This window comes from Yaniella soli (assembly GCF_054782375.1).
Genome location: NZ_BAAGSP010000039.1, coordinates 1 through 19290, shown reverse-complemented (window position 1 = coordinate 19290; position 19290 = coordinate 1). Strand labels below are relative to the sequence as shown.

The 19290-nt window shown below is 56.3% G+C and carries 19 protein-coding genes and 1 pseudogene; 3 read left to right on the top strand and 17 right to left on the bottom strand.

Translation table 11 applies throughout. The features are described 5' to 3' along the window. Positions 1-139: 139 nt before the first annotated feature. Positions 140-673: an adenine phosphoribosyltransferase gene (locus ACYVJT_RS14190; protein WP_343956201.1), complete on the top strand. Its 534-nt coding sequence runs from the start codon at positions 140-142 to the stop codon at positions 671-673. Between the two features lie 32 nt (positions 674-705). Here ACYVJT_RS14190 and der read toward each other — a convergent pair whose 3' ends face one another. From der to ACYVJT_RS14110, 16 genes are all read right to left on the bottom strand, one after another. Then, positions 706-2214: a ribosome biogenesis GTPase Der gene (gene der, locus ACYVJT_RS14185; RefSeq protein ID WP_343956202.1), complete on the bottom strand. Its 1509-nt coding sequence runs from the start codon at positions 2212-2214 to the stop codon at positions 706-708. A 9-nt stretch (positions 2215-2223) separates the two neighbouring features. Next, on the bottom strand, positions 2224-2925 hold the full coding sequence (gene cmk / locus ACYVJT_RS14180; RefSeq protein WP_343956203.1) for a (d)CMP kinase: 702 nt from the start codon (positions 2923-2925) through the stop codon (positions 2224-2226). Beyond that, a complete protein-coding gene (locus ACYVJT_RS14175) occupies positions 2925-4100 on the bottom strand; it encodes a prephenate dehydrogenase (protein WP_343956204.1) in 1176 nt (391 codons plus the stop codon). Before ACYVJT_RS14175 ends, cmk begins: the two co-directional genes overlap by 1 nt. Continuing rightward, a complete protein-coding gene (locus tag ACYVJT_RS14170) occupies positions 4097-4996 on the bottom strand; it encodes a pseudouridine synthase (RefSeq protein WP_343956205.1) in 900 nt (299 codons plus the stop codon). Before ACYVJT_RS14170 ends, ACYVJT_RS14175 begins: the two co-directional genes overlap by 4 nt. Next, positions 4996-5577, bottom strand: a complete 582-nt coding sequence (gene scpB, locus ACYVJT_RS14165) for an SMC-Scp complex subunit ScpB (protein ID WP_343956206.1) — start codon at positions 5575-5577, stop codon at positions 4996-4998. The genes ACYVJT_RS14170 and scpB overlap by 1 nt, the downstream gene beginning before the upstream one ends. Beyond that, positions 5574-6368, bottom strand: a complete 795-nt coding sequence (locus ACYVJT_RS14160; protein WP_343956207.1) for a segregation and condensation protein A — start codon at positions 6366-6368, stop codon at positions 5574-5576. The genes scpB and ACYVJT_RS14160 overlap by 4 nt, the downstream gene beginning before the upstream one ends. Beyond that, positions 6365-7225: a ParA family protein gene (locus tag ACYVJT_RS14155; protein WP_343956219.1), complete on the bottom strand. Its 861-nt coding sequence runs from the start codon at positions 7223-7225 to the stop codon at positions 6365-6367. The genes ACYVJT_RS14160 and ACYVJT_RS14155 overlap by 4 nt, the downstream gene beginning before the upstream one ends. A 207-nt stretch (positions 7226-7432) precedes the next feature. Beyond that, positions 7433-8392 (bottom strand): site-specific tyrosine recombinase XerD, encoded by a 960-nt coding sequence (gene xerD / locus ACYVJT_RS14150; protein WP_343956208.1) that lies wholly within the window; start codon positions 8390-8392, stop codon positions 7433-7435. Next, positions 8389-9015, bottom strand: a complete 627-nt coding sequence (locus ACYVJT_RS14145; RefSeq protein ID WP_343956209.1) for an NUDIX domain-containing protein — start codon at positions 9013-9015, stop codon at positions 8389-8391. The genes xerD and ACYVJT_RS14145 overlap by 4 nt, the downstream gene beginning before the upstream one ends. Beyond that, on the bottom strand, positions 9012-10730 hold the full coding sequence (gene recN / locus ACYVJT_RS14140) for a DNA repair protein RecN (RefSeq protein ID WP_343956210.1): 1719 nt from the start codon (positions 10728-10730) through the stop codon (positions 9012-9014). The genes ACYVJT_RS14145 and recN overlap by 4 nt, the downstream gene beginning before the upstream one ends. Next, positions 10731-11900, bottom strand: coding sequence for an NAD kinase (locus ACYVJT_RS14135; protein WP_343956211.1), 1170 nt, complete (start codon positions 11898-11900; stop codon positions 10731-10733). It lies immediately after the preceding gene. Between the two features lie 99 nt (positions 11901-11999). Continuing rightward, positions 12000-12806 (bottom strand): TlyA family RNA methyltransferase, encoded by an 807-nt coding sequence (locus tag ACYVJT_RS14130; RefSeq protein ID WP_343956212.1) that lies wholly within the window; start codon positions 12804-12806, stop codon positions 12000-12002. Between the two features lies 1 nt (position 12807). Continuing rightward, positions 12808-12966 (bottom strand): hypothetical protein, encoded by a 159-nt coding sequence (locus tag ACYVJT_RS14125; protein ID WP_343956213.1) that lies wholly within the window; start codon positions 12964-12966, stop codon positions 12808-12810. Beyond that, positions 12959-13786 carry an HAD-IIA family hydrolase gene (locus ACYVJT_RS14120; RefSeq protein WP_343956214.1) on the bottom strand — a complete coding sequence of 276 codons (828 nt, stop codon included), beginning with the start codon at positions 13784-13786 and terminating at the stop codon, positions 12959-12961. Before ACYVJT_RS14120 ends, ACYVJT_RS14125 begins: the two co-directional genes overlap by 8 nt. Positions 13787-13789: 3 nt before the next feature. Then, on the bottom strand, positions 13790-14842 hold the full coding sequence (locus ACYVJT_RS14115; protein WP_343956215.1) for a hypothetical protein: 1053 nt from the start codon (positions 14840-14842) through the stop codon (positions 13790-13792). A gap of 138 nt (positions 14843-14980) precedes the next feature. Continuing rightward, the gene (locus ACYVJT_RS14110; protein ID WP_343956216.1) at positions 14981-15157 is read right to left on the bottom strand and encodes a hypothetical protein; all 177 of its coding nucleotides are present in this window, start codon (positions 15155-15157) and stop codon (positions 14981-14983) included. A gap of 529 nt (positions 15158-15686) precedes the next feature. On the opposite strand from ACYVJT_RS14110, the gene ACYVJT_RS14105 reads away from it, so the two are divergent. Then, positions 15687-17120 (top strand): NAD-dependent malic enzyme, encoded by a 1434-nt coding sequence (locus tag ACYVJT_RS14105; RefSeq protein ID WP_343956217.1) that lies wholly within the window; start codon positions 15687-15689, stop codon positions 17118-17120. 78 nt (positions 17121-17198) lie between these two features. Here the strand turns inward: ACYVJT_RS14105 and ACYVJT_RS14100 are convergent. After that, positions 17199-18316: pseudogene (locus tag ACYVJT_RS14100) on the bottom strand (pyridoxal-phosphate-dependent aminotransferase family protein). Positions 18317-18763: 447 nt separating this feature from the next. Between ACYVJT_RS14100 and ACYVJT_RS14095 the strand changes: the two are divergent. Continuing rightward, entirely contained in the window at positions 18764-19150 is a 387-nt protein-coding gene (locus tag ACYVJT_RS14095; RefSeq protein WP_343956218.1) for a cupin domain-containing protein, read from the top strand. Positions 19151-19290 lie beyond the last annotated feature (140 nt).

The window sequence follows — 19290 nt, the reverse complement described above, 5'->3', positions numbered from 1 at the left end:
TCTCACCGCTACTGGATACCCATACCGGCGTTACCCGATCGTCAGACCGTCGTCACTGGATCGTCAGACAGCCGTTACTAAATACGCACTCCTAACACGAATGTCGAGCGTCAGGCCAAGGGTTCTTAGACTGAAACTCATGATTACTTTTCCGTCTGATGCCGATAGTATCGCGTACGCCCGCTCACTCATTCGCACTATTGCGGACTACCCGAAGCCCGGTGTCCAGTTTCGAGACATTACGCCTCTGCTGGCAGATGGGCAGGCTATGCAAACCGTAGCGGAAGCATTAATCTCACAGGCCAACTCTGAATTCGACGTGGTGGCCGGGGTTGAAGCGCGTGGTTTTATTTTTGCCGGCGCCGCGGCTGCCGTATGTGGAAGAGGCATGGTGCCGATCCGCAAGCAAGGAAAACTTCCGATGCCAGCGCATCGGCTCGCCTACGACAAAGAATACGGCCATGACGCGCTGGAGGTCTCACCCGAGCTCGAAGCCGGGATGCGAGTTCTACTGATCGACGACATCCTCGCCACGGGTGGCACGCTGAAGGCCGGTGCCGAGTTAATGCGTTTGGCGGGCGCGGAGCTCGCCAGCATTGGAGTTGTGATGGAGCTCCAAGGCCTCGGAGGTAGAACAGTAGTGCCAGAGACGAAGGCGCTGTTTAGCTTATAGCCTGTGGCACATGCGTGACGCCGTGGTGCTTCTTAGCGACGACGCCGTTCGCGCACTCGCATAGTAATTTCAATGGGGCTGCCCTGAAATCCAAAGTATTGGCGCAGTCTATTCGTGATGAAGCGTCGATAGCCGGGTTCTAGGAAGCCGGTCGTAAAGAGGATAAATTTCGGCGGACGAGTCGACGATTGCGTCGCGAAAAGGATACGTGGTTGTTTACCGCCACGAACGGGGTGCGGATGCGCTGCGACCAATTCTCCGATAAACGAGTTGAGCTGACCCGTTGGAATTCGGGTTTCCCATGAGTCAAGCGCGGTTTCGAGTGCGGGAACGAGGCGGTTTTTGTGCCAACCGGTTTTAGCGGAAATATTAATGCGTGGAGCCCAAGCAACGTGCTGAAAATCTAGATCAATCTCACGTTCTAGATCATCTCGGCGATCTTCATGGAGAAGGTCCCACTTATTGAACGCAAGTACCATGGCCCGTCCAGAGTCGAGCACCATTTGGATGATACGTACATCTTGCTCGCTCAAAGGTTGCGATGCTTCCAAGAGCACGACGGCAACTTCTGCACGATCCAGGGCAGCACGGGTTCGCAGTGAAGCATAATAGTCGGATCCTGAGGCCATATGCTGACGACGTCGTATACCTGCCGTGTCAATAAACTCCCATATCTGACCATCAAGGTCGACGAGCTCGTCGACAGGATCACGTGTCGTGCCAGCGAGTTCATCGACCACTGCACGGTTAGCACCTGCCAGATTATTAAGCAGTGAAGACTTCCCGACATTCGGCCGGCCCACGATAGCTACTCGACGAGGCCCTTGGGCGGTGAGGACGTCCTTATAGGCTGACTCCTCTGGCAACTCATCAACCAGAGAATCTAGTAGATCTGCTGCACCTCGGCCGTGCAAACCAGACACGGGATATGGGTAGCCAAACCCAAGCCCCCAGAGCCCTGCTGCGTCGGCTTCCTGAGACTGACCATCTACTTTATTTGCTGCCAAAATAATGGGTTTACGGGCTTTGCGCAGCATGGTGACGATCGCTTCATCAGTCGCGGTAATACCAACGGTTGCATCGACGACAAACACAACCGCATCGGCCACATCTACGGCACGTTCGGCTTGGTCGGCGACTTTGGCGTCTAGGCCTTTCACGCCGTATTCCCAACCACCGGTATCCGCGACGGTGAAGGGCTTACCGTTCCATTCCGCGTCGTAGAACACGCGGTCTCGGGTCACCCCTGAGACGTCTTCGACAACTGCTTGGCGTCGACCGATAATACGATTGACGAGTGTGGATTTCCCAACATTTGGGCGACCGACGATTGCCACGACGGGTGGCACGAAGCTGACTTCTTCGACAGCTTCTTCGTCTTCGAAGCCGGCTAAGATCTGGTGGTCGTCTTCTTCAAGGTCGTACTGTTGCAGCCCAGCAAGGTACGCTTCGGTGCGAGCGTTGTGGTCTTCATCGGTCATGTGTGCCAGGTCGTCATCGACCGTGTCTGTACTGGACGGGATGTATTCTTCTTCAGTCATAATGCTTTCTTAGGAACCATTGGCGTGTTGCTGGCGTTGAATTTCAGCAAGGACGACGGTCACGGTGTCTTCAAGGGAAAGTTCTGTGGAGTCTATCTCAGCGACGCCATCTGCCGGGGACATGAAATCAACCAGAGCGGAGTCTTTCTGGTCGCGACCAATGACATCGTTTTGAACGTTGGATGGGTTTTGATCAGTTTCGCGAAGCTGTTGGCCTCGCCGGGCCATCCGAACTTCAGGAGATGCAGTCAACAGTATCCGTGCATCGGCGTCGGGCGCGACTACGGTAGTGATGTCGCGACCTTCAACCACAATGCGAGGGCGGGCGTCGATGGCTTGGCGTTGTAACTGGACCAGATGCTCGCGCACCTGGGCGCGGGTCGAAAGCACCGAAACGTGAGCTGTCACTTCATCAGAGCGAATGGCCTCGGTGATGTCTTCACCGTCTAACGCGAGCGTGAAGTTGTTCGGGTTCAGATCCTGTGCAAGTGGCATTGTCCGAATCAGTTCAGTGATTTGCTGGGTGTCCACCGCGTCTGGATTGTCAAAATCGAGTCCATTTTTCATGCACCACAATGTGGCGGCACGATAGTTGGCCCCGGTGTCCAGGTAACTGAGACCGAGTTCTTGAGCGATCCAGCGTGCGATCGTGGATTTTCCAGTGCCTGATGGCCCATCGATGGCGATGACCAGACGAGGTTGTGACGACATTAGAGTACCTTCCATCCAAGATCGGTCAACGAGTCGACCAGGTGCTGTTTGTGGCCAGGGACCACTGAAATCTCCAACATACCAACCTGGTAACCGGAGGAGTGTTCCATCCCTAAGTCTTCCACGTTGACCCCGGCATCGGCTACGGCTTGCAACGCGGCCACGATGGCGCCGGGCGTATCGTCAACGAGGACCGTGACCAGAGCAAAGGCTTGTGCTGGTCCTCCATGTTTTCCTGGAATGCGTGCTTGGCCCCGGTTGCCCTCGTCGATCAATTGGGCAACATCCAATCTCGAACCCGACTCGTAGGGTGCTTGGAGAGTATTGATCAGCCGATCCAAATCAGCTTTCATACCGTGCAATTCAGGTAAAATTTTCTCCGCATTTGCCGAGAGGATTTGGACCCAGAGGCTCGCATCCGATGCAGCAATACGCGTGGTGTCACGCAGTCCGTTGCCTGCTAGCTGCAGTGCCTGAACTGAAGTATCTTGCAGACGAGACGCCAACAGGGAAGCCGCGATTTGTGGCAGGTGGCTAATTTGTGCCACGGCAGCATCGTGCTCGGCAGCGCTCATCTGATAGATCGTTGCACCGAGTAGCCGCGCCACATCAGAGGCCGTATCGACAACACACTGCGGCGTCGAGTCAGCGGGGCAGAGTACCCAGGGCGCTGCAGTGAACAATTCCCCTCGGGCGGCGACGGGTCCGGAACGTTCCCGACCAGACATCGGGTGCGTGCCGATATAGCGCAAGGCATCGTCGGCGCTGAGTTGCCCGTGGTCGACGGCTCGCTGTATTTCGGTTGCGATGGAGACTTTCACCGAAGCGATATCGAGTACTACGGCCTGAGGCCAACGCAGCAACGCCTTGATGATTTCAGCACCGGTAACGTCTGGTGGCGCCGCGACCACGACGGTGCCCGGTTCATCTCCCGCGCGCAAGCCGAGTCCGGCACCGATATCTTCGGCAACGGCCTGGGCCGACGGTGAGGGGTCGGTCAGGAGCACGTCGATCCCAGCGGCCCGGAGCCCGAGACCGATGGAGGTTCCTAACAGCCCGGTCCCGACGATGAGCGCCGGTTGATGAATGGAGTGGTCTTTCGAGACGGTTTCGGTAGCTGCCGCGAGCGATGCGGTATCAACAATTTCGGTACGTGAGAACCGAGGTGTCGTCATAGTCCCACCGTTGCCATGAGATGGCCAACTTCCTGGGAGTTCAACTGACGGATTGAGCCCTGGCGCTGGTTGCCAAGCGTAATGGGGCCGTGGGCTATACGCACGAGACGATGCACCGGGTAACCGACCGCCTTCATGAGTCGTCGAACCACTCGGTTTTGGCCGGTGTGTATCACGACCTCGCACAGTAGTTTGCCAGGAGTGGAGTCAACGACTCGAAAAGAATCCACCGAGACCAAGCCGTCTTCTTCAAGCTCAATACCGGCACGCAGTTCCTCGCCAACGCCGCGCCGCATGGGGCCTTGGACCTGTACCAAGTACGTTTTCGGTACTTCAAAGCTCGGGTGGGATAGGCGGTTGGCTAGATCGCCATCGTTCGTCAAGAGGAGGAGACCTTCTGTTTCGTTATCGAGTCGTCCGATGTGAAAGAGCCGGGTGTCCGTGGTGTCTACGTAGTCGGAAATCGACGGTCGACCTTTAGGGTCTGACATGGTGGAGATCACACCGCGGGGTTTGTTGAAAGCGTAGTAGACCGCTTCAGGCTTGGTGTTGACTCGGATACCGTCAACGAAGATCACGTCAGTGTCCGGGTCGACACGCGTGCCAAGAGCAGTCACGATTTCCTCGTTGACTTCGACCCGGCCTTCCTCGATGAGGTCTTCTGCCACACGGCGTGAGGCTATACCTGCCGACGCAATGACTTTTTGCAGCCGTTCCCCTTCAGGGACGTGCTGACGAGATGTTTTGCCTTGGCCTTTTCCTTTTCGACGGTATTGACTGCGATCAATTGGACCTAAATTACGATCATAATCAGCACCGGAGAATGGGCCACCGCGACGACCTGTTTTTGGTGTGCGGTTGCGGCGTCCGGAGCCTCTCGGCTTGCGGGAAGTCATTACTGTTCCTGACTTTCTGCCAGTTCACTGGCTTCGTCGACCCCCGGTAGGAGCGGGGAAATTTTTGGTAACTCTTCTACTGAGTTTAGTCCAAGAAGTTCTAAAAAATAATCTGTCGTTGTATAGCGTACGGCACCCGTGAGTTCTTCGACGCCATCTTCAGCTATGAGCCCTCTGGTCAGCAACGTGCGCACAACAGAATCTGAATTGACGCCCCGTATCTGAGCGACTCGAGAACGCGTCGCGGGCTGCAGGTACGCGATGACAGCCAAGGCTTCTAAACCTGCTTGGCTCAGTTTCTGAGTGGCCCCTTGAATCATGAATGCTGCGATCACATCGACATGCTCAGCCCGAGTGTACAGACGCCATCCGCCGGCCACGTGACGCAATTGAAATCCGCGGGTTATACCGCCATGCTCGCCATCATAATCCCGCTGAATCGCATGCAGGGTGGCCGCGATGTCGTCGTGCGGTGCATCAGTGGCTTTCACCAATTGCTCGAGTGTGATTGGTTCATCCGAAACCATGAGGATGGCTTCCAGCTGTGCAAATAATGCTGACTGATAGCGCTGTTGGGTCATACTACCTCTTGCCAATACACCGTAATTTCAGCCAATGGCGCGTCCTGGTGCCAATCGATGAGTCGATCGCGATACATGGTCAGCAATGCTAACAACCGAACTACTACGACCATGGTGTTCGAGGCATCGGACACGAGGTGACTGAAAGTCAGCGTGCCGGCTTCTTGGATACGACGCGTCAAGATGGCAACCTGCTCGGTCACGGACACGACCGGGGCATGGAGGTGCTGAGTTCCGACTTCGTCAGGTTCTTCGGTGAATTTTGCGAATACATCCTGGGCTAACTCAGCAAAATCATGTGCTGAGAGATCAAAAATGAGCTCCGGCAGCAGGTTTGCGTGCTGTGGTTCGGGCCCTGCTTGGCGCGGTACCATAGCGGTTTGGGCGGCGATACGTTCTCTGATCAGGTCGGCCGCATGTTTGAACGCCCGGTATTGTAATAAGCGCGCGAAGAGTAGGTCGCGCTCTTCCAACAGTGCCATTTCTTCGTGCGCATCGCTGATGCCGGCGGGCAGCAAACGCGCGGTTTTCAGCTCTAACAGCGTTGCCGCAACCACCATGAAGGATGTGGAGTGCTCTAAGACTGCTTCAGTGGTGTCCAGAGTTGCCACGTAGGCCAGGAACTCGTCCGTGACCTCTGCCAAAGCGACCTCTGTGACGTCCATTCGACGTCGAGCGATCAACGACAGCAGCAGGTCGAATGGCCCGGAGAAGTTCGTGAGCGCGAGTTCAAAACCAACGTGTTCTTCGGAGTGTTCCTCCTCGAACGTTGGAATTGCTGTGTGGCTCACGGCGCTCCCCCGCGGCTGATGAGCTCACGGGCCAGTTGGCGGTAGTTTTTAGCGCCGGCGTGGTTCGGCGCAAACGCTGTAATCGGTTCCGCAGCCACCGTGGCATCGGCGAACTTGATGGATCGGTTAATGACCGTTTCAAAGACTTTGTCGTCAAAGGCTTCGACGAGACGACCGATCACTTCTTTAGAATGCAAGGTCCGTGCATCCACCATGGTGGCCAGGACACCGTCCACCACCAGGTCAGGGTTAATACGATCTTGGACTTTTTCAATGGTCTCAACCAGCAGAGCCACGGCGCGTAGGGCAAAGAACTCAGCGGTCAGCGGGATGATGACCCCATGCGATGCTGCCAGAGCATTCACGGTCAGAAGACCTAGGGAGGGCTGGCAATCGATAATGATGACGTCGTAATCGTTCATTACTGGTCGCAGCGCACGGGCCAGCACCTGTTCACGTGCAACTTCGTTGACCAATTGAACTTCCGCGGCCGAGAGATCAATATTGGCGGGCAGTAAGTCGACATTGGCGTCTTCGGTCTTCATGATGGCCTCAGTGACGTGGACGTCACGCTCCATGAGTACGTTGTACACCGTGAGGTCCATCTCGTGTGGGTTCGTCCCGAAACCAGCAGACAATGCGCCCTGGGGGTCGAAGTCCACCATCAAGACTTTGCGCCCGTAGTCTGCGAGCGCAGCACCAAGGTTCACCGAGGAGGTTGTTTTGCCGACGCCACCCTTTTGGTTGACCAATGCAATGACGCGAGCGGGCCCGTGAGAGTCCAATGCTTCGGGTACGGGGAATTCATGTTTTGGCCGTCCGGTTGGTCCGATCACCGGATCACCGGTAATCATCATCACGGGGCGTGGTTGTTGGCTGGCGTCATTCACGATGTTTGAAACTCCTGACCGCTACGAAAGTTGTGTGCGCAATCCTCTTATGGGTTAGAAAATAAACGTTAACTCGGTTCTGACTCTACTGTATTGTGCGTGTGTCGAATGCCGCGTCAAATGGAGTATTTTCTCGGCGAGCCTTAAAGTTTAAAGTCAAAGATGAAGGTCACGTTACCGTGCGGCGCGAGGATGCGCGTAGGCAAAAACTTCGCGAAGGGTATCTGCGGTGACGTGCGTGTAGATCTGCGTAGTCGTCACCGAGGCGTGGCCCAGCAATTCTTGCACAACTCTGACGTCGGCCCCGCCTTGTAACAAGTGTGTGGCAAAGGAATGTCTCAGGGTGTGTGGGGAGATGTCATCGGTGATCTCAGCATCTCTTGCCGCCTGTTTGATGACGTTCCACCCGGTTTGGCGTGTAATTCGTCCTCCGAAACGGTTCAGGAACAGGGCGGCTGAACCTTTTCCTCCGGCTGCGAGCTGTGGCCTGCCTCGAATCAGGTAGGCGTTGATGGCGTCGACCGCGTAAGAACCCAGTGGCACGATCCGCTCTTTGGAGCCCTTCCCGAAGAGACGCACCACGATGGTTTCATCTATCTCGTCGATGGTGATGAGGTCGTCGACGTCAAGCGCTATGGCTTCGGTGATGCGAGCACCGGCGGCATATAACAACTCCATGAGCGCACGATCGCGTAGCCCTGAGGCTGTCTCTGGCGATGGGGTATCGAGTAGTCGCTCTACTTGGTCGATCGTGAGTCCATCGGGTAGGTGCTGTCCGGTTTTCGGGGGTGCGATGTCTGCTGCGGGGTTTGTGGGGGTGATGTTTTCTAGAAACATGAACCGGTGCCACCCTCGGGCTGCTACGAGCACGCGGTTGACCGATGAGACCGCGAGTTGTCCCATGTGGTGGCTGCCTGAACTGAGCGCCTGAAGAAATCCACTGACGTGGTGGACGCTAATGGTCTCGACGCCGGTGACGTTTTCTTGGGTCAGGTACAGCAGATAGCGTTTGAGATCACGCCTATATGCGTCCATGGTGTTATCTGAGAGACCGCGTTCGATCATCAAATGGTTGAGATACGCTTGCACCTGGACGCTGAGTTGCTCAGGAATTCGGAGGTCGTGGGAGCTCATGATTGGTTTGAGAAGGCGGCGTCGAAGGGTCTGGTGTTTCGCCCAGTTGTTCGCACCAGGTGTGTTGCCATGATGCCGACGACGGCGTTGACGTTTTTGACGGCCCCAGACATGACCGCTTCGAACGCTTCATCAAGTGGAACCCACCGGATCATCAGGTGGGCCTCTTCGTCGTCGCGGGTGTGACGGTCTGCTTGGGGTACCGATTCAATATCCTGGGCGAGAAAGATTCGGATGGCTTCGGCCGAAGAACCTGCGGATGGGTAGTGATCAATGAGGACGGACCAGTCGTGTGCGGTCACGTCGGCTTCCTCGGTCAGTTCACGTTGTGCAGTGCGCAGCAGGCTCTCGCCCTCGACATCCATTAGCCCGGCAGGGATCTCCCAGCAATCTTGTCGTACCGGATGCCGGTATTGGTTGATCATGGCGAGGCGGTCGTGCTCGTCAATCGCCACGATGGCCACCGCTCCGGGATGCTCAATGTACTCTCTGGTCATGGGAGTATCGGCGTCGTCGATAGTGAAGGTGTCTCGTTGAATATCCCAAATCGCGCCGGCAAATGCCGTCTCCTGATCCTGGATGACTACCCTACGGTCGGTGTCCATGATGCGTTTTTGTGTCATGACTGCGAGGTCTCCAACAGTTCGCGTGCGTGTTCACGTGCCGAGGCTGAGTCTGCGTGTCCTGCCAGCATGCGCGCGAGTTCCGAAACGAGCTCGTCGCCGGTCAACTCGGTCACATCTGAAGTGGTAAAGCCCGCTTCGACGTCCGGAGCCTTATTGACCCTCAGGTGTTTATTGGCATAGGCGGCAACCTGTGGCAAGTGGGTGACGACGATGACTTGGACACGCTGGGCCAATCGGGCGAGTCGTTTCCCGATCTGGACGGCGGCTTCGCCACCCACACCCGCATCGATCTCGTCGAAAATAAACGTTGGTACCGGATCGGTGTCCGCGAGCACAACTTCTAGGGCCAACATGATGCGTGACAGCTCGCCACCGGAAGCGCCTTTACCAAGCGGACGCGGATCTGAACCGGGGTGGGGTTGCAACAGCAAAGCAATCTCGTCGAATCCATGTGGCCCAGCTGTTTCAGCCGGGAGGACAGCGACGGAGAACTGCGCGGTGGGCATCAGCAGGCCGTGGAGTTCTTTGGTCACTTGCTCACCCAGCGTGCCCCCTGCTTTTTGACGCAACGCAGTCAACTCTGCGCCCTGTTGCTTGAGCCGCTCCGTGAGCTCTTGCTCTTGTTCGGTGAGATATCCGATGCGGTCGGTGTCCCCGTGTAGCTCATCGAGACGCGGCCGCTGTTCTTCTGCCCAGCTGACAACATCGGTCAGATCTGGGCCGTAGAGTTTCTTTAACCGATTCAGCTCGGCGAGCCGGGATTGGGCCTGGTTCAACGCCATGGGGCCATCTTCTTCAAGACTTGCCGTGAAGCGTGAAATTTCGGCGGTGATGTCCGCTATTTCGATGCCCACGGAATCCAGGCGGGTCTTAATGTCGTTGAGTTCTTCGAGCTCACCCGGTGTCTGAGCGATGACCTGCCGAGCTGCTTCCACGAGCGATTCAGCGCTTGGGGCATCTAAGTCGTTGTCGTCTCCAGAAAGCGCGGTCGTGGACAGACGCGCAGCAGTACGGAACTCTTCAGCGGATTCCAACCGTTTGATCTGCGCCTGAATGTCTTCATCTTCGTGCTCGACGATGTTCGCATCGTCGATTTCTTCGAGGCTACGCTGCAGATTTTCTGCTTCTAACGCTCGCTCTTGAGCTTGCGTGACGAGCTCCTGGAGCTGCTTTGAGACGTCTTGCAACTTGGCATATGTGTCGCGGTACTGCTTGAGGCTCTTGGCCAGGGGGGTCCCACCGAATGCATCAAGTGTACGACGCTGCGCGGTGGTGGATTTGAGTCGCAGTTGCTCCGATTGGCCGTGAATCGCTACTGCGTGTTCACCGATTTCTGACAGCAATGCCACTGGTACTCCCCGACCACCGGCCGTGGCCCGCGAGCGCGTGCCTGAGCCAGAAGCCGTGATCGAGCGGCTCACGACCAAGTGTTGCGCGTCGGCATCCTCATCGACCACTGCCCCGGCATCCTCCGCGGCGACGACAGATGCATGGCCCGGTGGCAACAGAAAGCCTGCTTCAACGGTGGCCTTTGTATCGCCTGCACGAATCGCGCCGGCATCTGCTCGTGCTCCAAGCAATAAGTTCAGTGCGGTGACAACCATTGTTTTGCCTGCACCGGTCTCACCGGTCACGACGGTGAAACCGGGGTCGAGTTCGACGGTGGTTTCTTCTATCACGCCCAAGGAGTTGATCGACAGGTGTTCTAACATTTAGTCGTCCCTCGGTTCCTTCTCACGGTCGTGTTCATCCGCTGCAGGCCTACGAACTTGCACAATCTCTTCTTCGTCGGCTTTCGTCACCACAGGGATCGGTGTTGTCACCGGGGGCACCACCTCTGGCCGCGGTGCCATGTGGTGGGGTTCGACGATGCGGATACCCTGGGAATTTGCCAGCGTTTGATGCCAATTATCTTGGTCGCGGCGTGTGCGTTCACGAGCTTCGATTGCTGCACGGTCCGATTCAGTGATCGTGCCGCGCCAGCCTTCAGTCGGCAAATCAAACTTGCGCACGAGACGCTCGGAAAATGGCGTCATTGAAACACGCGCCAGTTTAACCGGACTGGTCGATCGGGTCACTTCGATGCGCGCACCTGCGGGCAGGTCCACGGTCCGTCGTCCATCGCACCACAACACGCCAGATTCATTCGTGCGTTGCAGGACATCCACCGAAATCACGGATTCCGGTGATACCACCAGCGGCCGTGCAAAGAGGGCATGTGCTGACAGCGGCACCATCAACATGGCTTGCACTTCGGGCCACACAATGGGGCCGCCACCGGAGAACGCGTAGGCGGTCGAACCAGTAGGCGTCGCCATGACCACACCGTCGCAACCGAATGAAGAGATGGGCCGGTCGTCAACGCCCACCACGACTTCTAGCATGCGCTCACGGTTCGATTTTTCCACCGACGCTTCATTGAGCGCCCACGTATGGGCAACCAGGTGTGTCCCGACCAAGACTTTGACATCAATGGCCATGCGTTCTTCAACAAGATAGTCCCTGTTGACGACGGCAGCGACGGCACGGTCCAAGTCGGCCTGTTCTGCTTCAGCTAAAAACCCCACATGCCCCAAATTGACCGCCATCAACGGCAGATCTGATTCGCGGACCATCTCTGCGGCCCGCAACACAGATCCGTCACCACCTAACACCATGCCCAACTCAACGTCATGCAGGGTCGATTCGGTGTTGAGACTCTCAACGGTCAGTCCATCTGCCGACAGGACCCCATTGTGAATTGCCTCGTGCACAACGGTCGCATCGTGCGGCATCATGACCGGAGTCAAACCGGCTTCACGCAGCAATTCAATGGCCTGCAGTGCTGATTGCATGGCCTCTTGACGTCCTGTGTGAGCCAAAATCAAGATTCGTCGGCTCATGGATCTCCTTTGCTTGTACGTCTGCCTAACACACCAATCTAGTCGGTCTCTGCGATTTTTTTTATCCCGCCAGGCCCGCTGTGGACAACCTGTTGGTAGTCAATCTGCCCAATCGACGTTTTGGGTAGCCAACCATTGGGCGGCGTCGATGGTGTCATGGAGGTGTGCTCTGGCACTACCGTGTGTTGCCCAGAAGAAGAACTCCTTGTTACCGTCCTGTCCCGCGAGTGGGCTGGTAGCAACCCCCCGGGGGGACAAGCCGAAGTCAAGGGCTGCTTCGATGACTCCGGTGACGGCCTCGCGTCGCTGTTGAGGGTCACTGACGACTCCGGTTTTAGGAAGTCGTTCACGGCCGGTCTCAAATTGTGGCTTGATCATCAACAGCAATTGCGCGCCCGGCCGACAGACACCGACGAGAGCATCTAACACCAGTTTCAACGAGATAAAGGACAGATCTGAGACGACCACGTCCACCGGTGCACCGATATCGGCTCGCTGCAGGTATCGAACGTTGATTCCTTCGTGCACAGCAATCCGAGGGTCGACACGGAGTCGCTGGATGATTTGGTTGTGTCCAACATCCACGGCCACGACTTCTTTGGCGCCACGCTGCAGCAACACGTCTGTGAACCCACCGGTTGAGGCACCTGCATCCAAGCACCGCTTATCCGTCACATCGACCATCCCGAACGTCTCGAGTGCCCCGGCGAGCTTGTGTCCGGCACGGGAAGCATACTGGGGGCCTGCAATAGTCAACCGTACGACGGCATCGGCTGCGACCTTCGTGGACGGCTTGGTGATCTGCTGCCCGTCGACGAGCACTTCACCGGCTTGAATATGCCGTGCGGCGGCGGTGCGTGAGGCGGCCAGTTGACGTGCCACAAGCACTTGGTCCAAGCGTTTCATATCAGCCAGCTCCTGGACCTTGTGTTTCTGGGGCATTGAGCAGTTCGGTGAGTTCGGTCAGGACCTGTTCATATGCTGCCAGCTCATCGGCAGGGCGCAGCTGATCGACCCCGTCAAGTTTCGCGAGGATATCGCCAGTCAAGTTGGTATGGTCAGTCATCGCGACCTCGATAGGCGTCCAACGGTTCGCGGAGCAGTGCACCGAGGTTCGGCAACACCCAGTCCGGGGTGACGAGCTCACGGAATGCTTCGGTATCTGCACTACGATGAATACCGGTTTCCACCAAAGCACCATCGAAACCGGCATTGGCTGCACCCAAAATATCGGTGTCCAACCGATCCCCCACCACCAGCGGATGAGTCATGGAAAACTTCTGCGCCATCGTGGTGAACATCACCGGTGCGGGTTTGCCCGCAGCAACTTCTGGGCGGGTCCCGGTTGCCTGTGCCACAGCGTTCACCAAAGAACCATTGCCGGGCGCGATCCCTTCGCTCAGCGGAATCGTGAGATCAAGGTTCGAAGCCAGCCATCCGGCACCTTGTTCAATAGCGAAACTGGCCTGTGCCAAGTCATACCATCCAAGTTGTGGGTTGAACCCTTGCACCACGACCTGGGGGCTATCGGCTGCGGTGACGGTGATCGAGAATCCAGCCGCTTGGATTTGCACGGCGAGTTGTTCTGACCCGGTCACCAGCACGGGCCCGGCCTGGGGCTCGTACTTTACGAGCAGAAGTTCCACAACCGCTTGTGCCGAGGTCATGATGTGCTCTGGATTCGTTGCGATTCCCATCGCTCGTAGAAGATCAGCGACTTCGGTTGCAGATTTCGAGGCGTTATTGGTTACGAATGCAACCGGCACACCCTGGTCTATGAGAGTGTTAAGCGTGAGAACCGCGGTGTCGATAGTGTGTGGTCCCGCATAGACGACCCCATCGAGATCGCATAAAACACCATCGTATCCTGCAAAAAATGTGGCCACGGACTACTCGTCGCCACCCTTCTGCGGCGTCTGAGCGGGAGCTTCTGTCGGTGCTATGACATCTCGGGCACGAGTTGATGCCGCGGGCTGCTCTTCTTCGTCATCCACCAGGTCCAAAATTTCGGGTTCTGGTTCGACTGCCAGGCCCAGAGCTCGCTCGGCACGAGCCGCAAGGTTGGACCACTTCCGGGCTTCTTCTTGACGCCCGGCCGCAGCCAGCGCTTCGGCGTACGCACCAAATAATCTCGGAGAGTACGGGAAGCCGCGGCGGGGATTGAGCTCAGGAATTTCCAGAGCCCGCACTGCTGCTTTCGGGTCGTCACTGTCTAGATGAATACCTGACACGACGATGGCCAGTTCAACTCGTGAAGTCACAGGCAGTTTATCGAGTTGTGCCTCATCAACGAGTTGGAGCGCTTTCTCGCGGCGTCCGAGGGCACGTTCAGAGTCCACCATTTCTGGCAGATGGGCGTGATCACCCGATATACGCCGATAGGTGCGAAACTCTCGCAACGCCTCGGAAAATTTGCCAGCCGCGTAGGCGGTCATACCGGCCGCCTCGCGGACGACCCCAAGTCGCCCACCACGGCGGGAAGCTGCGAGCGCGTGGTCAAAAGCGAGCTCGGGGTCCTCGTCCATTAAACGATGTGCCATCACCAGGTGTTTTTGGACCCAAGGACGGTTTTGCTCATCAAGTGCGCCCAATTCGCGTTGGACGCTCTTATCAAGTTCTCGGCCAGTGACGTCGTCGTCAATATTGGGCGACCTACCCCTGTCAGGACGATTCGAGGAACGCAGGTCAGCGGGATTGCGTTGAGGAGTCTTGCCTTCCAAATCATCATGACGACGCTGTTCGTCACGATCACGGTAAGACCCCTGACCGCGACCACCTTGGCCCCCACGGCCACGCTGATCACCGCGATTTCCACCACGCTGACCACCGCCCTTCTCACCGCGGCCGTATCCTCGCTGGGACCGCCCGCTCAGTCCACTTCGGCGATCCGAGCGGGATGAATCGTGGCGATTCTTCGGTTGGTTTATATTGGAATCGGTCAAAGCGAATGTGTCCTTGGGTCAATGTCGTGCCTGGAAAACAGTACGCAGGCAGATAACTATTTTGTCTCTATCCTACAACCGTTCAACATCGCTATCGCGAGATCTTGACCCCGTCCGCTCACCGAGCAAGTCGGGAACCTACTTACACTGCGGCAGCATTTTCCCAACGACGGGCAGCCCACAAATTTTGGGACGTTTTGAGTCAGCCGCGCTAAAATCCGGGTCGGACCCTCCCACGGGAAAATCCGCGAGGATATGTGGCTGATACGTGGCGACATCGGAAGAGCCAGTCGAAACATACGAAACAGAAGTCATGAAAATCTCCTCAAAGACCTCAGGCACATCAGTGTGCGTCAGGGATGGTTGGTCTGTGGGAACTTGCCGGTGACCGGCAAGCTGAACAAGAGACTTCGGTGAGTTGTGCGCCGAAAACTCTTCTGCAGCATCGCGAGTAAATCGCGATGACCGCCACCTGTCACCCGCCTGGAATACCAACATGGGGCTGCGATATTCTTCTCGAGAGACGATGTCGATGCTGCATCGTCGAAACATCGATAAGGTACTACTGTAACGTATGTCACGTTGCAATATCTAGCGTTTGTGCAAAATAGCCACAATTGCTGCTCAATACGACAAAACTCTCCGAGTACGAGATCACCAGCATGGTATTCTGACAACTTCAAATCATGTGGCCTTTGAGCCTTACCAGGCCAGTGCCGCTGCATGTGCTGTGGTCATTTACCCATGATCGCCAGGTAGTGCACACGAGCCGCTCGTATAAACACCACGAAACAGTGCCATGGTCTATGGCTCTGTTCATATTTGCCAAGGAGTTCAATCAAACATGGCAACACCTAGTCCCGGCTATTCGATCATTGTCAAAGTACAGGCCCCCGCTACGTTCACCGCAACCAGCGATCTCACCGCAGTCGTGGCTGAAGCAGGTGCAGCGATTACAGCGCTGGATATTGTTGATGCCAGCCACGAAAGCAATATTATCAATTTGGCTTGTAACACCCGAGGCAAAGAGCATAGCCGACAGGTCAAGGACGCCATCGAAGCAGTCGATGGTTTTGAAGTGCTCAGCCTTTCTGACCGCACGTTTCATATGCACCAGGGTGGCAAACTTCAGACGATCTCGAAGGTCAACGTACGGAACCGTGATGACTTGTCACGCGCATATACCCCGGGTGTGGCCCGTGTATGCACGGCGATTGCCAAAGACAACAGCCGTGCGCGTGAGCTGACCATAAAGCGCAATACGATTGCCGTCGTAACGGACGGCAGCGCTGTACTTGGTCTCGGCGATATCGGCCCCGAGGCTTCGATGCCGGTCATGGAAGGCAAAGCAGTCCTGTTCAAACAGTTCGCTGATGTCGATGCATGGCCTGTAGCACTAGATACCAATGACACCGAAGAAATTATCCAGGTTGTCAAGGCAATTGCTCCGGCATACGGTGGCATCAATTTAGAAGACATCTCTGCTCCTCGGTGCTTCGAGATTGAAGCACGCCTTCGTGAAGAACTTGACATCCCGGTATTTCACGACGACCAGCACGGTACTGCCATCGTGACCCAAGCAGCGCTGAATAACGCGCTAAAAGTGGTTGGAAAAAAGCTCGAGGATGTACGAATTGTACTTTCAGGCGTAGGCGCTGCAGGCCATGCGATCATTCGCCTGTTGAAGGCTTCAGGAGCCAAACACATTCTTGCAGCAGGACGTGACGGGGTACTGGAGCCAAATACCACGCAGCGTGATGAACACCGTCAGTGGTTGGCCGATAACACTAACACTGCTGGATTCTCTGGTTCACTGAAGGAAGCCCTAGTAAACGCCGATGTCTTCATCGGTGTGTCAGCTCCGAATCTGTTGGACGAATCCGACGTGGCCTCCATGAACACAGACGCCGTAGTCTTTGCCATGGCCAACCCGGACCCGGAAATTTTGCCAACAGATGCTTCGAAACACGCAGCTGTGGTAGCAACCGGGCGCTCTGATTTCCCCAACCAGATCAACAACGTCCTTGCATTCCCTGGCTTCTTCCGTGGCCTGTTGGACGCTGGGGCAGCGGATATTACCGAAGACATGCTCGTAGCAGCAGCAGATGCGATCGCTGAAACGATCACCGAAGACGAGCTCAACCCAAGCTATGTCATCCCCTCGGTATTCAACGACAAAGTCTCTGGCGCGGTTGCTGATGCTGTAGCTGACGTTGCAAAACGCAACGGGACCGCTACTGAGCCAGCCTCCAAGACACCAGACGATATCGACTTCTAACAACAGCATCGACAACAGGAAGTAACGCGTGGAACCGAATCACCGGTTCCACGCGTTTGCATACCAAGTTCGACGCACTTATACGTCGTCGAGCGCGTCCTTCAGCGCGGCCAAAATCAAATGCGCATTGGCTTCAGTTGCGTTGGGACCCATCATGCCAATGCGCCAAATCTTTACAGCATATGCCCCGGTGCCAGCACCGATCCCCAAACCATATTTGGACATCAAGTAGTTCCGAACAGCTGCTGAGTCGACGCCTTCAGGGACCTCGACAGTCGTCAACTGCGCTAGCCGTGCACCTCATTAAGCAAAGAGGGTCAGACCCATTTCTTCTAAGCCATCTTGCAGTGCCCGACCAGCAGCAGCATGGCGTGCGTATACGTTATCGAGACCCTCTGCAAAGATCCGCTCCAGACCAGCTTTCAACGAAATGATCATGCCGGTTAGAACGGTATGGTGGTACGTGCGTTGACCTCCGGGCTCGCCCGAAGCATAGCCACCGAGCAGGTTCAGATCCAAATACCAGTTCGCCGGCCGTTCCACGCGGCGTTCGCGAATGCTCGATCGGAAATGGTGAAAGGCGCGAGACCGGGGGCCACCCCAAGGCACTTCTGAGAACCAGCATGCGCAAGGTCGACACCCCAGTCGTCGAGCTTGATCTCCATACCACCGATCGAGGTCACGCAGTCGGCCAGCAATAAGGCCTCACCCTTATTCTCGCCCAATGCCTTGATATCTGACACCACGCCAGTGGACGTTTCTGCATGAACAGCAGCAATCATTTGGGGATTCGGATGGGCGGTGATGACCCGTTCGACATCCACAGGAGTCCCGTACTCATGCTCCACGGTGACGACTTCTGCACCGTGACGAGAGGCAACTTCAGCCATACGTTCACCAAAGCGCCCGTTGACAGCAACGACGACGACATCTCCTGGGCGCACTGTATTGACGAAGGCAGCTTCCATCCCGGCAGATCCGGTGGCAGACAGCGGCAGGGTGCGGTGATTTTGAGTACCCCAAACCTGACGCAGCATTTCGCTTGTTGCATCCATCGCGGAGATAAAAGCCGGTTCAAGGTGTCCCAGTAACGGAAGTCCCAAGGCAAGTTGCGCTTCCGGATATGGATTGCACGGACCGGGACCAAATAACTGACGACCTACAAATGGGTTTTCAAATACTGAATGTTCTGTCATAGTTCCACCGTCTAAACTCAACTCCACACCCGGGGTATACCCGACATACTCAGTCAGGATTGCCTGCACGGCGTTCGGGATTATCACGACCCAGCATGGAGAGGGCGAGGCTTGGGTGACTCGCAATCAGGCAATCCTGGGGATCGGTTCTGGCTGCTCTTGGAGACCCCAATCGATGAGGTGGAACTTCTTCTCCCATAGGCTCAATGGCCGCGACACCAGACCGGACACCACATGAACAAATGGAACTAAAACTGGTAAGGCGGACAGAGTCATTTGCGCATAAAACTCCCCGCAGGCCCGGAGCTGCTTGAAGAAATCATCAGGCACCTAGGTCACGTGTACGACGAATAGCTACCCATACCATGCCGATAGGCATCTCCGGTACAGTGGCTTGAAACACATAGGGTCACGTTAGCGTCGCACACAAATGAAGGGACTGATCTGGTGTCACATCCCCCTGAAGAATTACAACTCGTCGATTTCGATCTGGAGCAACAGAAGCTGATGGATAATGCACGAACTGCAACGGCTCGCCGCGCAGGGAGCACCATCTTCCACGGCGACGGACTACGGCAGACAATGGTGGCATTGCTCCAGGATGCTGAATTGAGCGATCACGAGAGTCCCCCGGAGGCCTTCATCCACGTGCTGCAGGGAAAAATCACAGTGAACGGCAATGGACGTTCTTGGAACATTATTATGGGGCAGCTGCTACCAGTACCACCCGAAAGGCATTCCGTCACCGCTCTGGAAGACACCGTACTCACGCTCACGGTCCTTCGGCCACCAGCCATTGCGCATGCTCTGACGGACACAACCGCTAGATTCTAGTCACTCATAGCGGCTGTCGGAGGTATTGGTGTGGTGTTAAATGTGTATGACCCCAACCAGCACACCCATCATGGTGTGTGGTTGGGGCCATACCCTCAAATTATTGTCCGGCGGTGACCTACTCTCCCACAACCTCCCGG

Excerpts from the sequence above, each read along its gene's own strand:
- ACYVJT_RS14110 (WP_343956216.1), bottom strand. The coding sequence starts at position 15,157 with ATGACTTCTGTTTCGTATGTTTCGACTGGCTCTTCCGATGTCGCCACG.
- recN (WP_343956210.1), bottom strand. The coding sequence starts at position 10,730 with ATGTTAGAACACCTGTCGATCAACTCCTTGGGCGTGATAGAAGAAACC.
- ACYVJT_RS14145 (WP_343956209.1), bottom strand. The coding sequence starts at position 9,015 with ATGACACAAAAACGCATCATGGACACCGACCGTAGGGTAGTCATCCAG.
- ACYVJT_RS14155 (WP_343956219.1), bottom strand. The coding sequence starts at position 7,225 with ATGATGATTACCGGTGATCCGGTGATCGGACCAACCGGACGGCCAAAA.
- cmk (WP_343956203.1), bottom strand. The coding sequence starts at position 2,925 with ATGTCGTCACAACCTCGTCTGGTCATCGCCATCGATGGGCCATCAGGC.
- ACYVJT_RS14105 (WP_343956217.1), top strand. The coding sequence starts at position 15,687 with ATGGCAACACCTAGTCCCGGCTATTCGATCATTGTCAAAGTACAGGCC.
- ACYVJT_RS14135 (WP_343956211.1), bottom strand. The coding sequence starts at position 11,900 with ATGAGCCGACGAATCTTGATTTTGGCTCACACAGGACGTCAAGAGGCC.
- ACYVJT_RS14190 (WP_343956201.1), top strand. The coding sequence starts at position 140 with ATGATTACTTTTCCGTCTGATGCCGATAGTATCGCGTACGCCCGCTCA.
- ACYVJT_RS14130 (WP_343956212.1), bottom strand. The coding sequence starts at position 12,806 with ATGAAACGCTTGGACCAAGTGCTTGTGGCACGTCAACTGGCCGCCTCA.
- ACYVJT_RS14125 (WP_343956213.1), bottom strand. The coding sequence starts at position 12,966 with ATGACTGACCATACCAACTTGACTGGCGATATCCTCGCGAAACTTGAC.
- ACYVJT_RS14175 (WP_343956204.1), bottom strand. The coding sequence starts at position 4,100 with ATGACGACACCTCGGTTCTCACGTACCGAAATTGTTGATACCGCATCG.
- ACYVJT_RS14170 (WP_343956205.1), bottom strand. The coding sequence starts at position 4,996 with ATGACTTCCCGCAAGCCGAGAGGCTCCGGACGCCGCAACCGCACACCA.
- scpB (WP_343956206.1), bottom strand. The coding sequence starts at position 5,577 with ATGACCCAACAGCGCTATCAGTCAGCATTATTTGCACAGCTGGAAGCC.
- xerD (WP_343956208.1), bottom strand. The coding sequence starts at position 8,392 with ATGAGCTCCCACGACCTCCGAATTCCTGAGCAACTCAGCGTCCAGGTG.
- der (WP_343956202.1), bottom strand. The coding sequence starts at position 2,214 with ATGACTGAAGAAGAATACATCCCGTCCAGTACAGACACGGTCGATGAC.